This window comes from Solidesulfovibrio carbinoliphilus subsp. oakridgensis (assembly GCF_000177215.2).
Taxonomy (GTDB): Bacteria; Desulfobacterota; Desulfovibrionia; order Desulfovibrionales; family Desulfovibrionaceae; genus Solidesulfovibrio; species Solidesulfovibrio carbinoliphilus.
This window is the reverse complement of record NZ_CM001368.1, coordinates 219070-235906: the sequence shown is the minus strand read 5'-3', so window position 1 is coordinate 235906 and position 16837 is coordinate 219070. Positions and strand designations below refer to the sequence as shown.

The following is a 16837-nucleotide window of genomic DNA, read 5'->3' as shown; positions in this document are numbered from 1 at the left end:
TTTTTCATCCGCCGCACGCCAGTCCCGCCCGGGGCGGCCTCCCGCCAGCCGCCTCGCCGCCGCTCTGACGCCGGCCTGGCCGTCCCCCTCCGCCACCGGGCGGACGGCCGGGCCGGCCGGGCCTATTCCTCGCCCGGGGCCGGTTTGGCCGCGTCCCGGCGCGGCAGGGGATGTTCCGAAAAGACCACGGTCATGGCCGTGACGCCATCGCCCCGGGCCTTGGCCGGACCGAGCCGGGCCGCCAGGACGTGGCCGCCCTGCCGGCGGTCGGCGGACAGGAAATGAAAGTGCCAGCCCGGCGGCGACAGGGCCGGGGCCCCGGCCGGGGTGTAGTAGCCGACAAGGGTCCCCTGAACGCCCGCCAGGGGAAAGACGGCCTGCCCCTTTATGGCCTCGGCCAGGGTGGGCCAGGGCTTTGGCTGGGCCGGAACGCTCCGGACGGAAAGGGTTTCGAAGCGTCCGTCCACGCGCACGGCGTAAAACCGCGACGGATCGGGCAGGCGGGAGGCCAGGGTGGCGGTCAGGGCGGCAAGGTCCAGGCCGTCCACCCGGCCGAGGTCCAGGCTGCCGGTGAAATGGACCACCTGGGCAAAGGGCGCGGTCCGGGCCGGCGGCACCTCGCGGACCGAGCCGTCGCTGCCGGCCCGGTAGAAGCGGCCGTCCAGGGCCACCATCTCGCCGTCGAGGTCGGCAAAGGTGCCCAGACCGAAATCCCCGTGCCGGGCCAGGACGGCGTAGGTCGTCCGCCCGGCGTAGTCCCCGGCGCCAAGGGCCTCGATGGTTCCGACCTGGAACAGGTCGACGGCCGGGCTGGAAGCGACGGAAAAGGCCAGGAGGGCCCAGGCCAGGGCCGGGGCGCGCCACAAAAGCGACAGGCGTCGCATGGGGAACCTCCTTGTCAGGCGGCGTTGGACGGAAAGCTGTCGGACAGCGGCTCGGGCTCGCCGGCCAGAAAGCGCCGCACCACCGGATCGGGGCTGGCGTTTATGGCCTCGGGCGATCCCTCCCAGATGATGCGGCCGCCGTCGAGCATGGCCACGTGTCCGGCCACGCCGAAGACGTCCGGGATGTCGTGGCTGACCAGCACGGCCGTAAAGCCGAACTGCTGGCGCGAATGGTCGATCAGCGACAGGACCGAGGCCTTGCGGATGGGGTCGAGGCCGGTGGTCGGCTCGTCAAAAAGGACGAGATGCGGCTCGGTGATGAGGGCCCGGGCCAGGGCGACCCGCTTTTGCATGCCGCCGGAGATCTGGGACGGGAACTTGGCCAGGATGCCGGTCAGTTCCAGCCGCTCGGCCATGCCACGCACGCGTCTCCGGACCTCGGCCTCGGGCTGGCGGGAGGTCTCGCGAAGGGGCAGGGCCAGGTTGTCGAACACGGTCATGGAATCGAACAGGGCCATGTTCTGGAACATGTAGCTGCAGCGGCGGCGAAAGGCCCGACGCTCGCTGTGGCTTGCCGCGGAGAGCGGCGCGCCCTGGAAAAGGATGTCCCCGGCGTCGGGCTTGAGAAGGCCGATGATGTGCTTTAAAAGCACGCTCTTGCCCTCGCCCGATTTGCCGATGACCGCCGTGACCACGCCCTCGGGCACGGTCATGTCCACGCCGCGAAGGACGGGCTGTCCCTGGAAGGCCTTTTTCAGGCCGCGTATTTCGATCATGGGTTGTGTCATGGCCTCGTGTCCGCCCGGTGTCGGCGAGCCGGGCCACTTTGACCGCAATCGCGGCCGATGGCAAGGTCGGGCCAGCCGGCACGGGGCTTGCAAAATTCCGGGCAACCGGCAATTTCCGCCGGCCCGCCCCGTCCGGCTTGTGCAACCGGCGCGTCGCGGCTAGGATCAAGCCACGCGGCGGCGCTTCGCCGCCTTGGAGTACCACGCCTCATGCCAACCGCCGCCCCCTCTATCCGCCTGCGCCACGGCCGGTCCATCGGACCGGGCTGCCCGGCCTTTCTGGTCGCCGAAATCGGCAACAACCACCAGGGAAGCCTGGCCACGGCCAAGGAGATGGTCCGGGCCGCCGCCCGGAGCGGCGCCTGCGCCGTCAAGTTCCAGAAGCGCGAGATGGCCGCCCTTTTCACCAAGGCCGGGCTCGAGGCCCCCTACGGCGGGCCGCACAGCTTCGGCGACACCTACGGCCGCCACCGGGCGGCGCTGGAGCTTTCCGGCGACGACCTGGCGGAGCTCAAAACCCTGGCCGAATCCCTGGATCTCACCTTTTTCGCCTCGGCCTGGGACGCCCCGAGCCTGCGCCTCCTGGTCGACCTCGGCGTCGAGATGCTGAAAATCCCGTCGGCCGATCTGGTCAACCTGCCGCTTTTGCGCCTGGCCGGGGAAACCGGCCTGCCGCTTGTCGTCTCCACCGGCATGAGCGTCCTTGCCGACGTGGACGCGGCCGTGACCGAGCTTCGCCGCCACCACGACCGGATCGTGCTGCTCCACTGCAACAGCTCCTACCCCTGCCCGGACGAGCAGGTGGGACTGCCGGTCATGGACATCCTGCGCCGCCGCTACGGCCTGCCGGTCGGGTATTCCGGCCACGAGCGGGGCCTTGGCCCGACCATCGCCTCGGTGGCCTTCGGCCCGGCCGTCATCGAGCGCCATTTCACCCTGGACCGGACGCTCCCCGGCACGGACCACCAGGCATCGCTCACACCGGAGGAATTCGCGGCCATGGCCGGCATGGTCCGCGAGGCCGAAGCCGCCATGCGGGTGGCCAGAAAGCACCTCTTTCCCGGCGAGGCGGCGGCCGCGGCCAAGCTCAGAAAATCCCTGGTCTTCGCCCGGGACCTGCCGGCCGGGCACGTCCTTGGCCCCGAGGACCTGACCGCCAAGTGCCCGGGCACGGGCCTGTCCCCGGTCCTTGGCGACGCCGTGGCCGGCTGCCGGCTTCTGGCCAAGGTCCGCCAGGACGAGCCGGTCGCCTGGGAGCGGCTGGCCGCGCCCGAGTCCTCCGACGTCGGCCCAGCCGGTCTGCCGCAGGCCCTGTCCGGGTTCTAAGCCCACCCCCGCCCAGGCAGGTTGCCGTGGCCAGCGTCACCATCGTCATTCCGACCTTCAACCAGATGCCCTACCTGCCGGCCTGCGTGGACCGGTGCCTGTTCCAGACCCACCCGGACCTGGAAATCGTCATCGTGGACGGCGGTTCCACCGACGGCACCAAGGCCTACCTCGCCGGACTGCCGGCCCGGATCGCCTCGGCCACGGCCAGCCCGGTGGCGCGCATGCAGGAGGACGGGGACATCGTGCGCGAGGAAATTTTGACCTGCCCGCAAGGCCGCCGGCTGACCATCGTCGCCTGCGACCGGGACATCGGCCCGACCCGGACCTACAACGAAGGCTTTGCCCGGGCCACCGGAGAATTTTGCACCTACGTGCCGGGCGACGACCTGCCCTACCCGCACATGGTCGAGGAACTGGCGACGGCGCTTATCGAGACGGGCGCGGATTTCGCCTACGCCGACCAGGACGTGGTCGAGGACGACGGCCGGGTCTTTCGGCGCATGACCTTCCCGGATTTCGATTTCAAGGCCTGTCTAGCCGACTGGTTCCACCTCGGGGTCTGCAAGCTCTACCGGACACGGCTCCACCGGACCGTCGGGCTCATGGACGAGGCTTACCAGAGCGCCAACGACTACGACCACTATCTGCGTTTCGCCATGGCCGGGGCCAAATTCGTCCACGTGCCGCGCGTCCTTTACGGCGTCAGGCGCCACGGCCCGAACCGGCCGACCGGCCAGCACGCGCCGGCCCGTTACGAGCGGCTTCTGGAGGAATCCCGCCAGTGCGCCCGGCGGGCCAGAGACTTTCTGCAAAGCCGGAAGCCCACCGGCAATCCCGCGCCATGACCGGTTTTCCGCCCGCCAACGCGGCCTTTGCCCGGCTCCTGCCGGACACCCCGGCCGCCCACGCGGCCATGAAGGCCGCCCGGGAAGCGGTGCGCCGGGACGATGTTCCGGCGGCCCTGGCCCTGCTTGGCGGACCCGACCTCCGGGAGACGCCCCTGGCCGGGCTGCTGCGGGCCGATCTCCTGCTGGCGCGGGGACAGGTCCGGGAGGCCGAAAATCTCGCCCTGGCCCTTGCAAGGACCCACGGCGACACGGCCCAGGCCCTGCTCTGCGCCGGCCACGCCGCCCTGGCCCGGGGCGACCGGGACGCGGCCGGAAGACGCTTCGCCCGGGCTTTTGCCGTCGACCCCGGCCGCCTGGCCGCCCAGGTCAACATGGCCGCCCTGTCCCCGGACGCGGACCGGCCTTTTCCCCCCGACCTTCCCTGCGGCGGCCCTGTCGCGGCCGCCACCAGCCTGCCGCCGACGACCGACCAGCGCCACCGGGCCGCGGTGGCGTCGTTCGTCGCGGCCGGGTTCTCGCCGGTGGTGTCGGTCAATACGGCGGCAGAAATCGAGGCGCTTTGGCGGAAGTTCCCGGAAGTGGTTTTCGTGCCCGGCCCGGACGCGGCGGCCCGGGACTTGGGCCGGCCCTACGCCGCCCTGGGCGACCTGCTTGCCGCCGGTGTTGCCGCCGGGGCCGAGGCCGTGGCGATCGTCAACGCCGATATCGTCCTGGTTCCGCCGGAAGGGCTGGCCGAACGGATCGGCCGGGCGGCCCGGGGCGGCGCGGCCTTCGCCTGCCGGGTGGACGTGGCGGGGCTGGCCGCGACAACGGGCCAGTATCATGACGTCGGGTTCGACCTGTGCGCCGTGGACGCGGCCGTGGCCGGCCGGCTCGACGTGGGAGGATTCCACCTCGGCCTGCCGTGGTGGGACTATGCCCTGCCCCTAGCCGTCCTGGCCGCCGGCGGCCGGCTCGGCTTTGCCGCCGCCCCGGTCCTGCGCCATCCGGTCCATGCCCAGGCCTGGTCCCACCGGCACTTCGTAGCGCTTGGCCGGCTCTTTGCCCGGCGTTTTTGCCCGGGCGCGGGAGACTTCCTCTTCCCGGCCGGCGAGCTGGCGACGGGAAACGCGGCCGAGGCCTGCCTGGCCGGCATCGGGGCCCGGGCGGCCGCCTTCCTGCGAGGCGCCCCGGAGGTCTTCCTCGGTCCCATCCAGGCTTACTGCCCCCACGACCCGGGCTATGCGGCCGCCGCCCTGCCGTTGACCCGGGTGGACCTCGAGCCCTTTTAGCTCCCGAGCCGGCCTCGTCCGCGACGTACCGGATACCCGACGGCCCGGGTGGTCACGCGCGCCTCCCCCGGGTTTCCGAAGGGCAGCGCCCCGCGGCCGCCGGGGCAATTTCTCCCTTGTTCCAAAACAAACGGGCGGCCCTTTCGGGTCGCCCGTTGCCATCTCTTTCGCCGCGTCGGCTAATAGCCCGGGTAGCCGGGCGGGGGCGGCGGCGGGCAGGGGCCGGTCACCGGCACGTAGACCACCCGGTCGCCCTGGTACTGCTCGACGTAGCAGACCTTGTTGTAATTGTAATAGGTCACCCCGGCCACGGTCAGGGCCACGGCGGCGGCGGGCAGGGCCCACAGCCAGGGGCCCGGGCCGACGGGCGGACGGGCCCAGGGACCGGGGCCGTAAGGACCGACCGGATACGGCCGTCCGGGCACGGGCACCGGTCTCGGACCCGGGTACGGCGGTCTCGGCCCCGGGCCATACCCGGGAACCGGTCCGCCTGGAACCGGCGGGCGCGGCGCGAAACCCGGAACGACCGGAACCGGACCGGGCACCGGCGCGAAGCCCGGGCCACGGAAGCCGGGCCCGGGCGGCCGGACCGAAGGCCGGGGTCCGACCGGCGGGCCGCCGCCGAAACGCAGGCCGCCCGGAGGCGGTCCGCCCGGCGCGGGTCCTCCGACACGCGGCCCGCCACCACCACCGAAACGGGGCCCGCCACCGCCACCGCCTCCGCCTCCACGCGGCCCACCGCCGCCACCGCCGAAATGCGGCCCGCCCGCCTCGGCCGTGGCCGCGAAAAGGCCGGAGAGCGTCAGCAGTTGCGAGGCATCGAACACCAGGCTCAGGGCCGCGACCAGGACCAGTGCCGACGACGCCCGACGACGCCAGGAAGTGTGTCTCATGTTCGCCGCCTCACTTGGTGGTTTCGCCCTGGCCGGACACCAGGGGCATGAAATCGATCTGCCGCGCATCCTGCTGCGGCTTGAAGGTGAAAAGCCCGGCCGGCAGGCGCGGGTTCAGGTCCCACTGCGAAAAGGTGGCCGAGAACTGGGGCCAGCCCATGACCTGCTTGTCGTTTATGACGAGCTTTCGCGGCAGCGGGGCCTTGCCCTTCTCGACCCACAGCTGCCAGTCCGACTCCTTCTGGGAAAAGACCAGGTGGTCGCAAGTCTTGCCCTCGGCCGTGTGCGCTCCCACGCAGTCGCCGGTGCGCACGGTCTGGAGCATGACCGCGCACGGGTCCGCGTAGAGCAGGTCGGCCAGGGGGGCATGGATGTCGTATTTGTCGGACAGCATGTCCAGGGTGGCGTCGATGGTCGGCGGCGCGTCGACCATGGCGTAGACGCCCCGGTCGAGGTCGGCCACGACCACGGTCTTGCCGTCGTAGACGAAAACCCGGTCGCGGTCGTCGCCGGAGATCCGGGCGTAGAGCTTGTCCGGACGCCGGATGGCCATTTCGACGTTCCGGGTCAACTGCACGGTCTGTCCGTTGGGATAGACCTGCTCGGAGGAAACCTCGGCCGTGAAGGTGAACGATTGTTTTGACTTGAGAAGTCCGCACATGGCTTGGACAGGGGCGGCCGCCTCGGGCGCGATGTCCGGGGCCGGGGGCTGTTGCCCCGTCGCGGCCGGGGCCGGGGCCTGCTGGTCCGTGGTGCTCGGGGACGCAGCCTCGGGAGCGGGCGGCGGGTCTTGTTCCCCGGTCGCGGCCAGGGCCGGGGCGGCGGCAAGCCAGACGAGCAGGCCGAGGATCAAACTGAAGTGGCGCATGAAGACCTCCTTGCCGGCCCGCCGGGCACCCCGGACGAACCGATTTTCGCTAGGATGACCCTAGGAGGCCGGGCCTGGGGTGTCAAGAAAACCTTAAAGCCGCCGGAGGGCTTCCGCCATTGCCTCGCCCGGCCGGCTGATTTACCTTCGCGCCGGAGGCGATATGTTGCGGGAACTCCTGACCCTGCTCCGGGACCGGGGGGCCGGCCTGGCCGGATGGTACGGCCACGACCGGGAGGCCGCCCGGATCGCGGCCCGGCACCGCCGGTGCCGCACGGCCTGGCGGCCCCACCTGGAAGCCGTCAAGACCCTCGTCCTCGAAGCGGCCGACGCCGCCCCGGCCCGGGGCACGGCCGTCATCCTCGGCTCGGGCCCCTGCCTGGACGTGCCCGTGGCCGAACTGTGCGACCGGTTCCGACAAGTCGTGCTCGTGGACGCCCACCATCCCCGGCCGGCCCGGACCCTGGCCAGGAAGCACGCCAATCTCCGCCTAGTGACGGCCGACGTGACCGGCATGGGCCACACGGCCAGAAAGGCCGCCCGGGCAAAAGCCCGCCTCCCCCACCCCGTGCCCGTGCCGGATCCCCTGCCGGGCATCGAGCCGGATTTCACGGCTTCGCTGAACCTGGCCTCCCAGCTCCCCATCCCCTTTTACAAGACCCTCGGCGGCCGGGTGGACGAGCAGGAGCTGGAGCGGTTCTGCCGGGGCCTGATCGAGGCCCATTTCGCCTGGATGGAGGGGCTTCCCGGCCGGACCTGCCTTGTGTGCGACACGGCCTGGGAACGGGTGTCCGGGGACAGGCTTCTGGAGACGTGCGACGCCCTGGAGGGGGTCATCCCGCCGCCGCCGGACCGGGAATGGACCTGGGACATAGCACCCCGGCCGGAGGAATCCTTCTCCTACGACCGGCGCAACCGGGTATGGGGCTATCTGGATTTCCGGGCCGCCCGGCGGGCTGCCTCGTGAGCCCCCGGCTGGCCTTGGCCGGAAGGTGCGTCGGGCCCTGGCGGCCCTCGAAAGGACGGGCCGCGCCAGGCGCCGGGACAAACGGGCGGTGCCGGCCGCTGCCGGAAATCCGCCGGGGCCGCGGCCCCAGTCCGCTACTGGGCCTTGTATTCCCGCTTTTTGGCCTCGTAGAGTTCTTTCAGGTAGTCGGCCTGGATTTTGAGCTTTTCGGCCTTGGTCACAAGCTGCCCGACCTTGTCGTCCAGGGCCCGCAGGTCCGCCTCGGCCGCGCCGGCCGCCTGCCTGGCCAGGCGCTCGGTCTCGGCGGCGTTGACCGCCCGGATGCCCTCGCGATACTCGCTTTCAACCTTGTGCAGCTCCCGCTGCAAGGTGTTGGGCAGCATGGCCTCATACTCCTGGGCCATGGCCACGGCCGGTTGCAAACCGACCAAGGCTCCGGAAAAAAGCAGTCCGGAGACAACACACGCGACGCCGATGCCGCGACCCGTCGACAAAAGGAAACTGCCCATGGCATGCCTCGTCTTGGTAAAAGTGCCGCCCGGCGGGCCCCTCGATGCGGGCCAGTCCCAGGCGCCATCCTTTTAGCCCCCCGCTTCCAGAAAAACAACCACTTGGGACCAATCCCCCGGCCCAGGCGCGCCATTGACCCCCCTGCCGGAAGCAGGGTACACCCCCCGTCGGAAATTTCGCGGCGCGCCAGGACAGGAGCTGCCGTGCGAAGGAGCGTTTCATGGCCAGGTACGAGACCGTCATCGGCATCGAGGTGCACGCGCAGCTGAAAACTGCCAGCAAGATCTTCTGCGGCTGTTCCACCCGCTTCGGCAACGAGCCCAACGAAAACGTCTGCCCGGTCTGCGCCGGCATGCCCGGCGTGCTGCCGGTCTTAAACGCCACGGCCGTGGAGTACGCCGCCAAGATGGGTCTGGCCACGGGATGCGTCGTCAACCCGGTTTCGGTCTTCGCCCGCAAGAACTATTTCTATCCGGACCTGCCCAAGGGCTACCAGATCTCCCAGTACGAGCAGCCCATCTGCGAGCACGGCCACATCGACATCACCGTGGGCGGCGCGGCCAAGCGCATCGGCATCACCCGCATCCACATGGAAGAGGACGCCGGGAAAAACATCCACAGCGTGGCCGAGGGGGTCAGCTACGTGGACCTGAACCGGGCCTGCGTGCCGCTGATCGAGATCGTGTCCGAGCCGGACATGCGCAACGCCGAAGAGGTCGTGGCTTATCTCAAAGCCCTGCGCGCCATCCTGGTCTACCTCGACATCTGCGACGGCAACATGGAAGAGGGCTCGTTTCGCTGCGACGCCAACGTGAGCCTGCGCCCGGTCGGACGGGAGGCCTTTGGCACGCGCACGGAACTCAAAAACTTAAACAGCTTCCGCCACGTCCAAAAGGCCATCGAATACGAGGTGAACCGGCAGGCCGACGTCCTCGACGACGGCGGAGCCGTCATCCAGGAAACCCGGCTTTACGACGCCGGCAAAAACGTCACCGTGTCCATGCGCGGCAAGGAAGAGGCCAACGACTACCGCTACTTTCCGGACCCGGATCTGGTGCCGCTCTCCCTCGACCCGGTCCTGCTCGCCCGCTGGCAGGACGAGCTGCCGGAGCTGCCCGTGGCCCGCCGGGACCGCTTCGTCACGGCCCTTGGCCTGTCCGAATACGACGCCGAGGTCCTGACCGCCGAACGCGACATGGCCGATTATTTCGAGGCGACCCTGGCCGCCGGGGCCGACCCCAAAAAGGCGGCCAACTGGGTCCAGACCGAGCTCTTGCGCGAACTGAACCAAGCCGGCATCGCCGCCCGGGACTGCAAACTCACGCCCGACAAGCTGGCCGGGCTCATGCGCCTCGTGGACGAGGGCGCCATCTCCGGCAAGATCGCCAAGCAGATCTTCCCGGACCTGTGCGCCACGGGCCTTGACCCGGCCGCCTACGTGCGCGACAAGGGGCTGGTCCAGATTTCCGACTCCGGGGCTCTGGAATCGGCCGTGGACGCGGTCATCGCCGCCAATCCGGCCGAGGCCGAGGCCTACCGGGGCGGCAAGACCAAGCTCATGGGATTTTTCGTCGGCCAGATCATGAAGGCCACCAAGGGACAGGCCAATCCGGGCCTGGTCAACGAACTGCTGCGCAAAAAGCTGGGATAAGGAAAGCCCGGGAGGCCCCACCTCTCCTCCTGCGCCCTCCCCCCGAGGGGGAATCGTTCCCCCGGCCGCCCCGCTTTGGCGGGTCGGCGTGGAACCGTGTTTCGCACCCGGATGACGGATACCGCACAATGACCGACCATATCGCCTTTTCCGCCGACAGGCATGCCCTGATCCTCCTCGACCAACGCTTCCTCCCGGACCGGGAGGAGTATTTCGTGTGCCGCAACACTGCCGACACGGTCTACGCCCTCCAGACCATGGTGGTGCGCGGGGCCCCGGCCATCGGCGTCACCGCGGCCTACGGCTGCTACCTGGCCGCCCGCGAGGCGGCCGAGGCCGCCGCTTCCGACGGCGCCTGGAAGGACCGCCTGGCCGCCCTTCTCACCGAACTGGAAGAGGCGCGGCCGACAGCCGTCAACCTGCGCTGGGCCGTCTCCCGCCTGCGCGGCCAGTGGCAGGCCATGAGCGATCCCTCCCTGGACGCCCTGGCCTCGGCCTGGCTCTGCACGGCCCAGGACATGCACGCCGAGGACATCGAAATCAACAAGGCCATGGGCAAAAACGGCGCCGATTGCATCGCCGACGGCGACACGGTCATGACCCACTGCAACGCCGGGGCCCTGGCCACGGCCGGCTACGGCACGGCCCTTGGCGTCATCCGCGCCGCCTTCGAGCAGGGCAAGCGCATCCGGGTCATCGCCAACGAGACGCGGCCCTTTCTCCAGGGTGCGCGCTTGACGGCCTACGAGCTGTCCAAGGAAGGCATCCCGGTCACGGTCGCCTGCGACAACGCCGTCGGCCACCTCATGAAGCAGGGCATGGTGCAAAAGGTCGTGGTCGGCGCGGACCGGATCGCGGCCAACGGCGACGCGGCCAACAAGATCGGCACCTACACCGTGGCCCTCATCGCCAAGGCCCACGGCGTGCCCTTCTACGTGGCCGCCCCGGCCTCGACCTTCGACCTCTCCCTGGCCTCGGGCGACCTGATCCCCATCGAGAACCGCACCCCCCGCGAAGTCACCCACGTGGGCGAGCACCGCATCATCCCGGAGAACGTGCCGGTCTACAACTATGCCTTCGACGTGACCCCGGCCGACCTCATCAGTGGCATCATCACGGAAAAAGGCGTGTTGACCGCGCCCTATGCCGCGTCCATCCGCGCCGCCATCGGCGGGAAATAACCCATAAACCCTTTCAGGCCGCACGCAGCAAAGGACCTTTTCATGCCTCTGGACGAACGCATCATCACCGAAGCCATTTTCGACGAATATGCCCTCAAGTTCAAATCGAGCCTCGACCTCGACGTCGCCATCGTCGGCGGCGGTCCTTCGGGCCTGACCGCCGCCCGGCTCCTGGCCGCGGACGGCTTCAACGTCGCCCTGTTCGAACGCAAGCTGTCCCTTGGCGGCGGCATGTGGGGCGGCGGCATGCTGTACAACATCATCGTCGTGCAGGAAGAGAGCGTGCACCTCCTGACCGATGTCGGCATTCCGGTCAAACGCTACAAGGACAACTACTTCACGGCCGACGCCGTGACCGCGACCACCGCGCTCGCCGCCGCAGCCTGCCTGGCCGGGGCCAAGGTCTTCAACTGCCTCTCGGTCGAGGACGTGGTCCTGCGCGAAGTGGACGGCGCCAAGCAGGTGACCGGTCTTGTCGTCAACTCCTCGCCCGTGGAGATGGCCGGCCTGCACGTGGATCCCATCGTCCTTGGCTGCAAATATCTGGTCGAGGCCACGGGCCACGCCGTCGAGGTCTTAAAGACCCTCGTGCGCAAAAACGACGTGAAGCTCAACACCCCGTCCGGCAAGATCGAGGGCGAGCAGTCCATGTGGGCCGAGGTGGCCGAGACCAACACCGTCACCAACACCCGCGAGATCTTCCCGGGCGTGTACGTGGCCGGCATGGCCGCCAACGCCAGCTTCGGCTCCTACCGTATGGGCCCCATCTTCGGCGGCATGCTGCTGTCGGGCGAAAAGGTCGCGGCCGACATCGCCAAGAAGCTGCGGGGATAGAGGGAAGATTAAGAGGCCTCCGGCGGGGTCCGGGGCTCTGCCCCGGACCCCGCCGGGGGGGATCATCCCCCCCGGCCCCCCCGAAAGGGGGAAGTCGGAGAACCGCGACGCCGGTTGCCTGGTGGCTTCCTGCCGTCGTTTTTTTCTGTCCGGCTGGCCGCATTTTTGGTGAACGGGCCGACTGTTGCGGTCATGCGCGGCGCGGCCCCACAGAGACCCCTTGCGTCGCGGACGCGACTGTGTTTTTCTACCGAACGGGCGTGAAGACGCCCGGGGCTTTTTATATTGGTTGACAAGCGCCGCTCCTCATGATCCTGTGGCGGGTTCGCGTCCGTTGACGTGGCCTTGGTTCGCGTCCTCCGGCGTCCCCGACGTCCGGCGGCCCGCACGCGGATACGGCCAATCCGGACCTCCCGCTCGCACTTCATCCCCGTCGAGGAGACAACATACCCATGCCCCCTATCGTGGCTATCGTCGGACGGCCGAACGTCGGCAAGTCCACCCTTTTCAACCGGCTGGCCAAGCGCCCCAAGGCCATCACCCACGACCGTCCGGGCGTCACCCGCGACCGTCTGGAAGCGACCGTGGAGCTCGACGACCGGATCGTCACCCTGATCGACACCGGCGGCATGGACTTCGACGCCCCCGAGGGCCTGGAGCGCCAGATCGTGGTCCAGGCCGAAATCGCGCTCAATATGGCCGACGTGGTCCTTTTTCTCGTGGACGGCAAGGCCGGCCGCACCGCCCTGGACGACGAAATGGCCGAGCGCCTGCGCCGCACCGACAAGCCGGTGGTGGTGGCGGTCAACAAGGTCGATGGCGCGGAAAAGATCAACGCCCTGACCAACGACTTCCACGCCTGGGGCTTCGCCATGATGCCCATTTCCGCGGCCCACGGCCACGGCGTGAACGATCTGGCCGGGGCACTGGCCGAACTTTTGCCCGAGGTTTCCGAGAACAAGGACGAGCCCCGGGCCGAGCCCGTGGAGGCCGGCATCCGGCTGGCCGTGCTCGGCCGGCCCAACGCCGGCAAGTCCTCGCTGGTCAACGCCCTTTTGGGCGAGGATCGGATGATCGTCAGCGAGGTGCCCGGCACCACCCGCGACGCCGTGGACGTGGCCGTCATCCGCAACGGCCGGCGCTACGTGTTCGTGGACACGGCCGGCGTCAGGAAGCGCACCCGCATCACCGACGGCGTGGAGCGCTACAGCGTCAACAAGGCCCTCGGCAGCGCCAAGCGGGCCGACGTGGCCGTGGTGGTGGTCGACGCCACCGGCGGCGTCGGCGTCCAGGACAAGCGGCTCATTTCCTACCTGGACAAGGAGCGCACACCCTTTCTGGTCGCGGTCAACAAGGTGGACCTCGTTGCCCAGCAGGACATGCTGACCCTCAAAAAGGACATCGAGGAAGAGCTGCGCATGTGTTCCCACGTGCCGGTGCTCTACCTTTCCGCCGCCAAGGGCAAGGGCGTCGCCAAGGTCCTGCCCCTGGCCGAGACAATCTGGAAGGAGTGTGGCATCCGCGTCGGCACGGGCGCCCTCAACCGAGCCATGCGCGAGGTCCTCGACAAGCACCAGCCGCCCCTGGTCAACGGCCGGCGGGCCAAGTTCTACTACCTGACCCAGGCGGCCACGCCGCCCCCGACCTTCGTCTTTTTCGTCAGCGATACCGAGCGGGTCCGCGATTCCTACGCCAAGTACCTGGAAAACGCCCTGCGCAAGCTCTTCAAGATCAGCATGGCCCCGGTCAAGGTCGTCTGCCGGGCCAGCCACAAGCCCAAGGAATAGAAGATGCCTCCGGCGGCCGGGAGGGGGTCACCCCCTCCCGGACCTTCCCGTCCCAAAACAGGAGCATCCAGCAAAGGCCGGCCACACGTCCCCCTCAGCCTTCCAAGCAAAAGACTCCCCATCCCTTTCGCCCGCTCCCGGGATGAAGACACGCCAGCGTGCGACCACGACCACGGGTCCTCTCGCCGCCCCTGGCCCCGCACACCCCGTTCGGGTGGGTCTGGGAGGGGGTGCCCCCTCCCAGCCGCCGGAGGCATCTTATCCTTTCTTACCGGCACTCGATGCCGGCGTCGCAGAACTTGCCGACGCCGTACTCGCGGCGGCGGAAGAACTTCTCCGGGTCCGGGCCGATGATCTGGAGCTCGGGCTGGCGGGACTGCATGGAAAGCGCGATGTGCATCTCCTTGGTGCAGCCCGTGGAAAAGGTGGCGTCCTTGCCGGACCAGGCCGGCGGCACCTTGCGCCCCAGGAGTTCGAAGCTTTTTTCGATGTCGAAGTGGGTCTGAAACCGCCACACGTCGATCAGCCCGCTGCGCTGCACCTTCTCCCACATGAACATCAGGTCGTCGGCGTCCATGCCCTCTTCGAAGTGCTCGGCCGGGTTGATGACGTAGGTCTCGGACAGCTTCTCGCGGAGATAGGCCACAAAGGCCGTGACAAGGCCGATGGCCGTCTTGGTCTGGCCCGGGATGGAGCCGATGACCGCGCTGTAGAACATGACCGACTTGCCGGCGGCCTTGGCCGCGCGCATGCCGCTTATGATCTCCTCGGCCTTGGCCATGATGTCGGCTTCGGTGAAGGACCGGGCGCCCGGGGCCCGGGGCTTGAAATCCAGGCGCAGGCCGGCGGCCGGGTCGCTGTAAAACGAGGCCACGTCCCGGGTGAAAAGGTGGCGCGTCTCGATCAGCCGCCGATGGTTGAGGATGCCTTTGGCCATGACCAGATCGGCCTCTTTCCAGGCCCTGGCGAAGGTGACCGAGACCCGGTAGAGGTTCAGGCGCTCGCGCGTGCCGTCGGAGATGACGGTGAGCGGGTTTTCGCGCATGACCTGGAGCAGGCCGTTTTTGCCGATGCGGGCGTCGGCCAGGAAATGCGACCCGGCCAGGGCGGCGTCGAGGACCGGATCGCCGTCCGCGTCCCAGATGGTCGGGGCGTCGTAGTAGAAACCGTCCTTGAGGGCCACGATCACCCGGTGCCCCAGGCGCAGGAGCGTGCGCACGGCGAGCAGGTCGAAGACGATGCCCCCGGCCGCGTCCGGCAGAAAAAGGATCTTGAGCGGCCCGCCCCGCCTGGGGTCGAGCAGCCCGGCCAGACGTTCGAACTCCTCGGGAAAATGGGTCAGGGCGGCGTCCAGGTCCTCGCGGCCCGGAACCTTCCCCTCCCCTTCCCAGATGGCGGACATGGAACCGAGGACCAGCAGGCGCTTTAATTCCAGCATGTCCAGGGCGAAGCGCAGTTCCGGAATGGCCCGGCAACCGGGCAGCTCGGCCGGGCAGGCGTAGAGCATTTCCGTGAATGCCGTGCCCTGGATGAAGGCCTGGGCCCGGCGGTTCATGAGCCGCTTGCGCTCCCGGTGGGGGTCGTCGAGCCCGGACTGGGTCAGGAAGATGGTGCACAGCCGCTTGGCCAGGCGCGACGGGATGAGCGTCGGCGCGACCAGCGCCTGACGGTACTTGAGTTCGCACAGGATGCGGATCTTCTGCCCGGTGTAGGCGTCCGGCACGTAGGCGTCGATGAGCCGGCCGATGCGGGCCAGGCGCTCGTTGTACTCGGCCACGACCATGGGATCGGCCCGTTCGCTGACCAGATGGGAGAACATGGTGTCCGAGCAGGGCACGTAGATCTCTTCCGGACCGAGGGCCACCATGAACCGCAGCTGCTCCGGGGAGGCGTTTTTCTCCGGCGCGATGGCGTGGTCCAGGTTGTTTTCGGTCATGAAATGCAGGAGCCAGGCGTCCTGGACCGGGTCCGAGCCGTAGCGCGGAGCAGGGCCGGGAGCGGGCGGAGAGGCGGCGGGAATCCGGGTCATGGCTTGTTGATGAATCCCTTGAGGCGCAGGCGGCCGAAGTAGCTGTCCTTGGCCCGCTTGGCCAGTTTGAGGCTGCGGGTGGATTTCCTGACCACCACCACGTCGTTGTCGTCCAGGGGAAAAAGCTCCTGCCCGTCGCAGGTGAGGTACATGTTGGTCTCCGGAGCCGACAGGGCGAGCCGGACCGGCGAATCGGCCGGCACCACCACCGGCTTGAAATCGCTCAGAAACGGGCAGATCGGCACCACGCACAGGACGTCCAGGCCCGGATAGATGAGCGGGCCGCCGGCCGAGACGCAGTAGGCCGTGGACCCGGTCGGGGTGGAGACGACCACACCGTCGGCCCGCAGCGTGCAGACGTCGGCGTCGCCGAGCGTCACCTTGAAGGCGGCCAGCCGGGCCATGGCCCCCCGGCTGATGACGGCGTCATTGAGCGCCGTCGTGGTGTAGACGGTCTCGCTTCCCCGGATGACCGACACCTCGATCATGATGCGCCGGGCCTCGATGAAGCCGTTCTCCAGGATTTCGGCCAGTACTTCCCGCCAATTGTCGGGCCCGGCCGAGGTCATGAAGCCGACCCGGCCGAGGTTGATGCCGAAAAAGGGGATGCCGTCGGCCGCGCGTTGGCGGGCGGCCGAGAGCATGGTGCCGTCGCCGCCGAGGATGAGCGCCAGTTGCGGCGGCCCGGTCACCACCGTGCCGACCGGGACCACGGCCGTGGGGCCCTCGGGGATATTCTCCCGCAAAAGGACGGTGATGCCCCGCGCGGCCAGCCAGTCGGCCACGGTCCAGGCCATGCCCCGGACCTGTTCGTGGTCGGCCTTGTAAATGATGAGAATGGTTTTGATGTCGCGGTGCATGCTGGGTTCCGTTGCGGGTTTATCCCCTTCCGGCGCGAGGAGGAAGGGTCTTATAAGGCAAAGCCGGAGCCGGCACAAGAAAGACCCGGGCTTGGGGGCCGCCCCTTTGGCGTGGATTTTTTTCGAGGAAGGCCCTA

15 protein-coding genes are annotated in these 16837 nt (G+C 68.9%); 8 read left to right on the top strand and 7 right to left on the bottom strand.

Annotation, left to right across the window (positions count from 1 at the left end; genetic code table 11):
* Positions 1-122: 122 nt before the first annotated feature.
* Positions 123-884: an acetolactate decarboxylase gene (gene budA / locus DFW101_RS01010; protein WP_009179674.1), complete on the bottom strand. Its 762-nt coding sequence runs from the start codon at positions 882-884 to the stop codon at positions 123-125.
* A 14-nt stretch (positions 885-898) separates the two neighbouring features.
* A complete protein-coding gene (locus DFW101_RS01005) occupies positions 899-1660 on the bottom strand; it encodes an ABC transporter ATP-binding protein (RefSeq protein ID WP_232286120.1) in 762 nt (253 codons plus the stop codon).
* Between the two features lie 222 nt (positions 1661-1882).
* On the opposite strand from DFW101_RS01005, the gene DFW101_RS01000 reads away from it, so the two are divergent.
* From DFW101_RS01000 to DFW101_RS00990, 3 genes are read left to right on the top strand one after another with little or no spacing between them, the layout of a single operon-like run.
* Complete coding sequence (locus DFW101_RS01000; RefSeq protein ID WP_009179672.1) at positions 1883-2998, top strand: N-acetylneuraminate synthase family protein; 1116 nt, start codon at positions 1883-1885, stop codon at positions 2996-2998.
* Positions 2999-3024: 26 nt separating this feature from the next.
* Positions 3025-3846 carry a glycosyltransferase gene (locus DFW101_RS00995; RefSeq protein WP_009179671.1) on the top strand — a complete coding sequence of 274 codons (822 nt, stop codon included), beginning with the start codon at positions 3025-3027 and terminating at the stop codon, positions 3844-3846.
* Positions 3843-5120, top strand: coding sequence for a tetratricopeptide repeat protein (locus tag DFW101_RS00990; protein WP_009179670.1), 1278 nt, complete (start codon positions 3843-3845; stop codon positions 5118-5120). The genes DFW101_RS00995 and DFW101_RS00990 overlap by 4 nt, the downstream gene beginning before the upstream one ends.
* A gap of 179 nt (positions 5121-5299) precedes the next feature.
* On the opposite strand, the gene DFW101_RS20120 is transcribed toward DFW101_RS00990, so the two are convergent.
* Together DFW101_RS20120 and DFW101_RS00980 are read right to left on the bottom strand one after the other, a co-directional pair.
* Entirely contained in the window at positions 5300-5545 is a 246-nt protein-coding gene (locus tag DFW101_RS20120) for a hypothetical protein (protein WP_009179669.1), read from the bottom strand.
* A gap of 478 nt (positions 5546-6023) precedes the next feature.
* Entirely contained in the window at positions 6024-6881 is an 858-nt protein-coding gene (locus DFW101_RS00980; protein WP_009179668.1) for a DUF2092 domain-containing protein, read from the bottom strand.
* 163 nt (positions 6882-7044) lie between these two features.
* On the opposite strand from DFW101_RS00980, the gene DFW101_RS00975 reads away from it, so the two are divergent.
* A complete protein-coding gene (locus DFW101_RS00975; RefSeq protein ID WP_009179667.1) occupies positions 7045-7848 on the top strand; it encodes a hypothetical protein in 804 nt (267 codons plus the stop codon).
* A gap of 134 nt (positions 7849-7982) precedes the next feature.
* Here DFW101_RS00975 and DFW101_RS00970 read toward each other — a convergent pair whose 3' ends face one another.
* A complete protein-coding gene (locus DFW101_RS00970) occupies positions 7983-8357 on the bottom strand; it encodes a hypothetical protein (RefSeq protein WP_009179666.1) in 375 nt (124 codons plus the stop codon).
* Positions 8358-8578: 221 nt separating this feature from the next.
* On the opposite strand from DFW101_RS00970, the gene gatB reads away from it, so the two are divergent.
* From gatB to der, 4 genes are all read left to right on the top strand, one after another.
* The gene (gene gatB / locus DFW101_RS00965; RefSeq protein WP_009179665.1) at positions 8579-10009 is read left to right on the top strand and encodes an Asp-tRNA(Asn)/Glu-tRNA(Gln) amidotransferase subunit GatB; all 1431 of its coding nucleotides are present in this window, start codon (positions 8579-8581) and stop codon (positions 10007-10009) included.
* Positions 10010-10137: 128 nt separating this feature from the next.
* Positions 10138-11190 carry an S-methyl-5-thioribose-1-phosphate isomerase gene (gene mtnA / locus DFW101_RS00960; RefSeq protein WP_009179664.1) on the top strand — a complete coding sequence of 351 codons (1053 nt, stop codon included), beginning with the start codon at positions 10138-10140 and terminating at the stop codon, positions 11188-11190.
* Positions 11191-11232: 42 nt separating this feature from the next.
* The gene (locus tag DFW101_RS00955; RefSeq protein WP_009179663.1) at positions 11233-12024 is read left to right on the top strand and encodes a sulfide-dependent adenosine diphosphate thiazole synthase; all 792 of its coding nucleotides are present in this window, start codon (positions 11233-11235) and stop codon (positions 12022-12024) included.
* Between the two features lie 452 nt (positions 12025-12476).
* Entirely contained in the window at positions 12477-13811 is a 1335-nt protein-coding gene (gene der / locus DFW101_RS00950; RefSeq protein WP_009179662.1) for a ribosome biogenesis GTPase Der, read from the top strand.
* Between the two features lie 268 nt (positions 13812-14079).
* On the opposite strand, the gene DFW101_RS00945 is transcribed toward der, so the two are convergent.
* Both DFW101_RS00945 and DFW101_RS00940 read right to left on the bottom strand, forming a co-directional pair.
* The gene (locus DFW101_RS00945; RefSeq protein ID WP_009179661.1) at positions 14080-15840 is read right to left on the bottom strand and encodes an ARMT1-like domain-containing protein; all 1761 of its coding nucleotides are present in this window, start codon (positions 15838-15840) and stop codon (positions 14080-14082) included.
* Positions 15837-16700, bottom strand: a complete 864-nt coding sequence (locus DFW101_RS00940; RefSeq protein WP_009179660.1) for an NAD(+)/NADH kinase — start codon at positions 16698-16700, stop codon at positions 15837-15839. Before DFW101_RS00940 ends, DFW101_RS00945 begins: the two co-directional genes overlap by 4 nt.
* Positions 16701-16837: the final 137 nt, after the last annotated feature.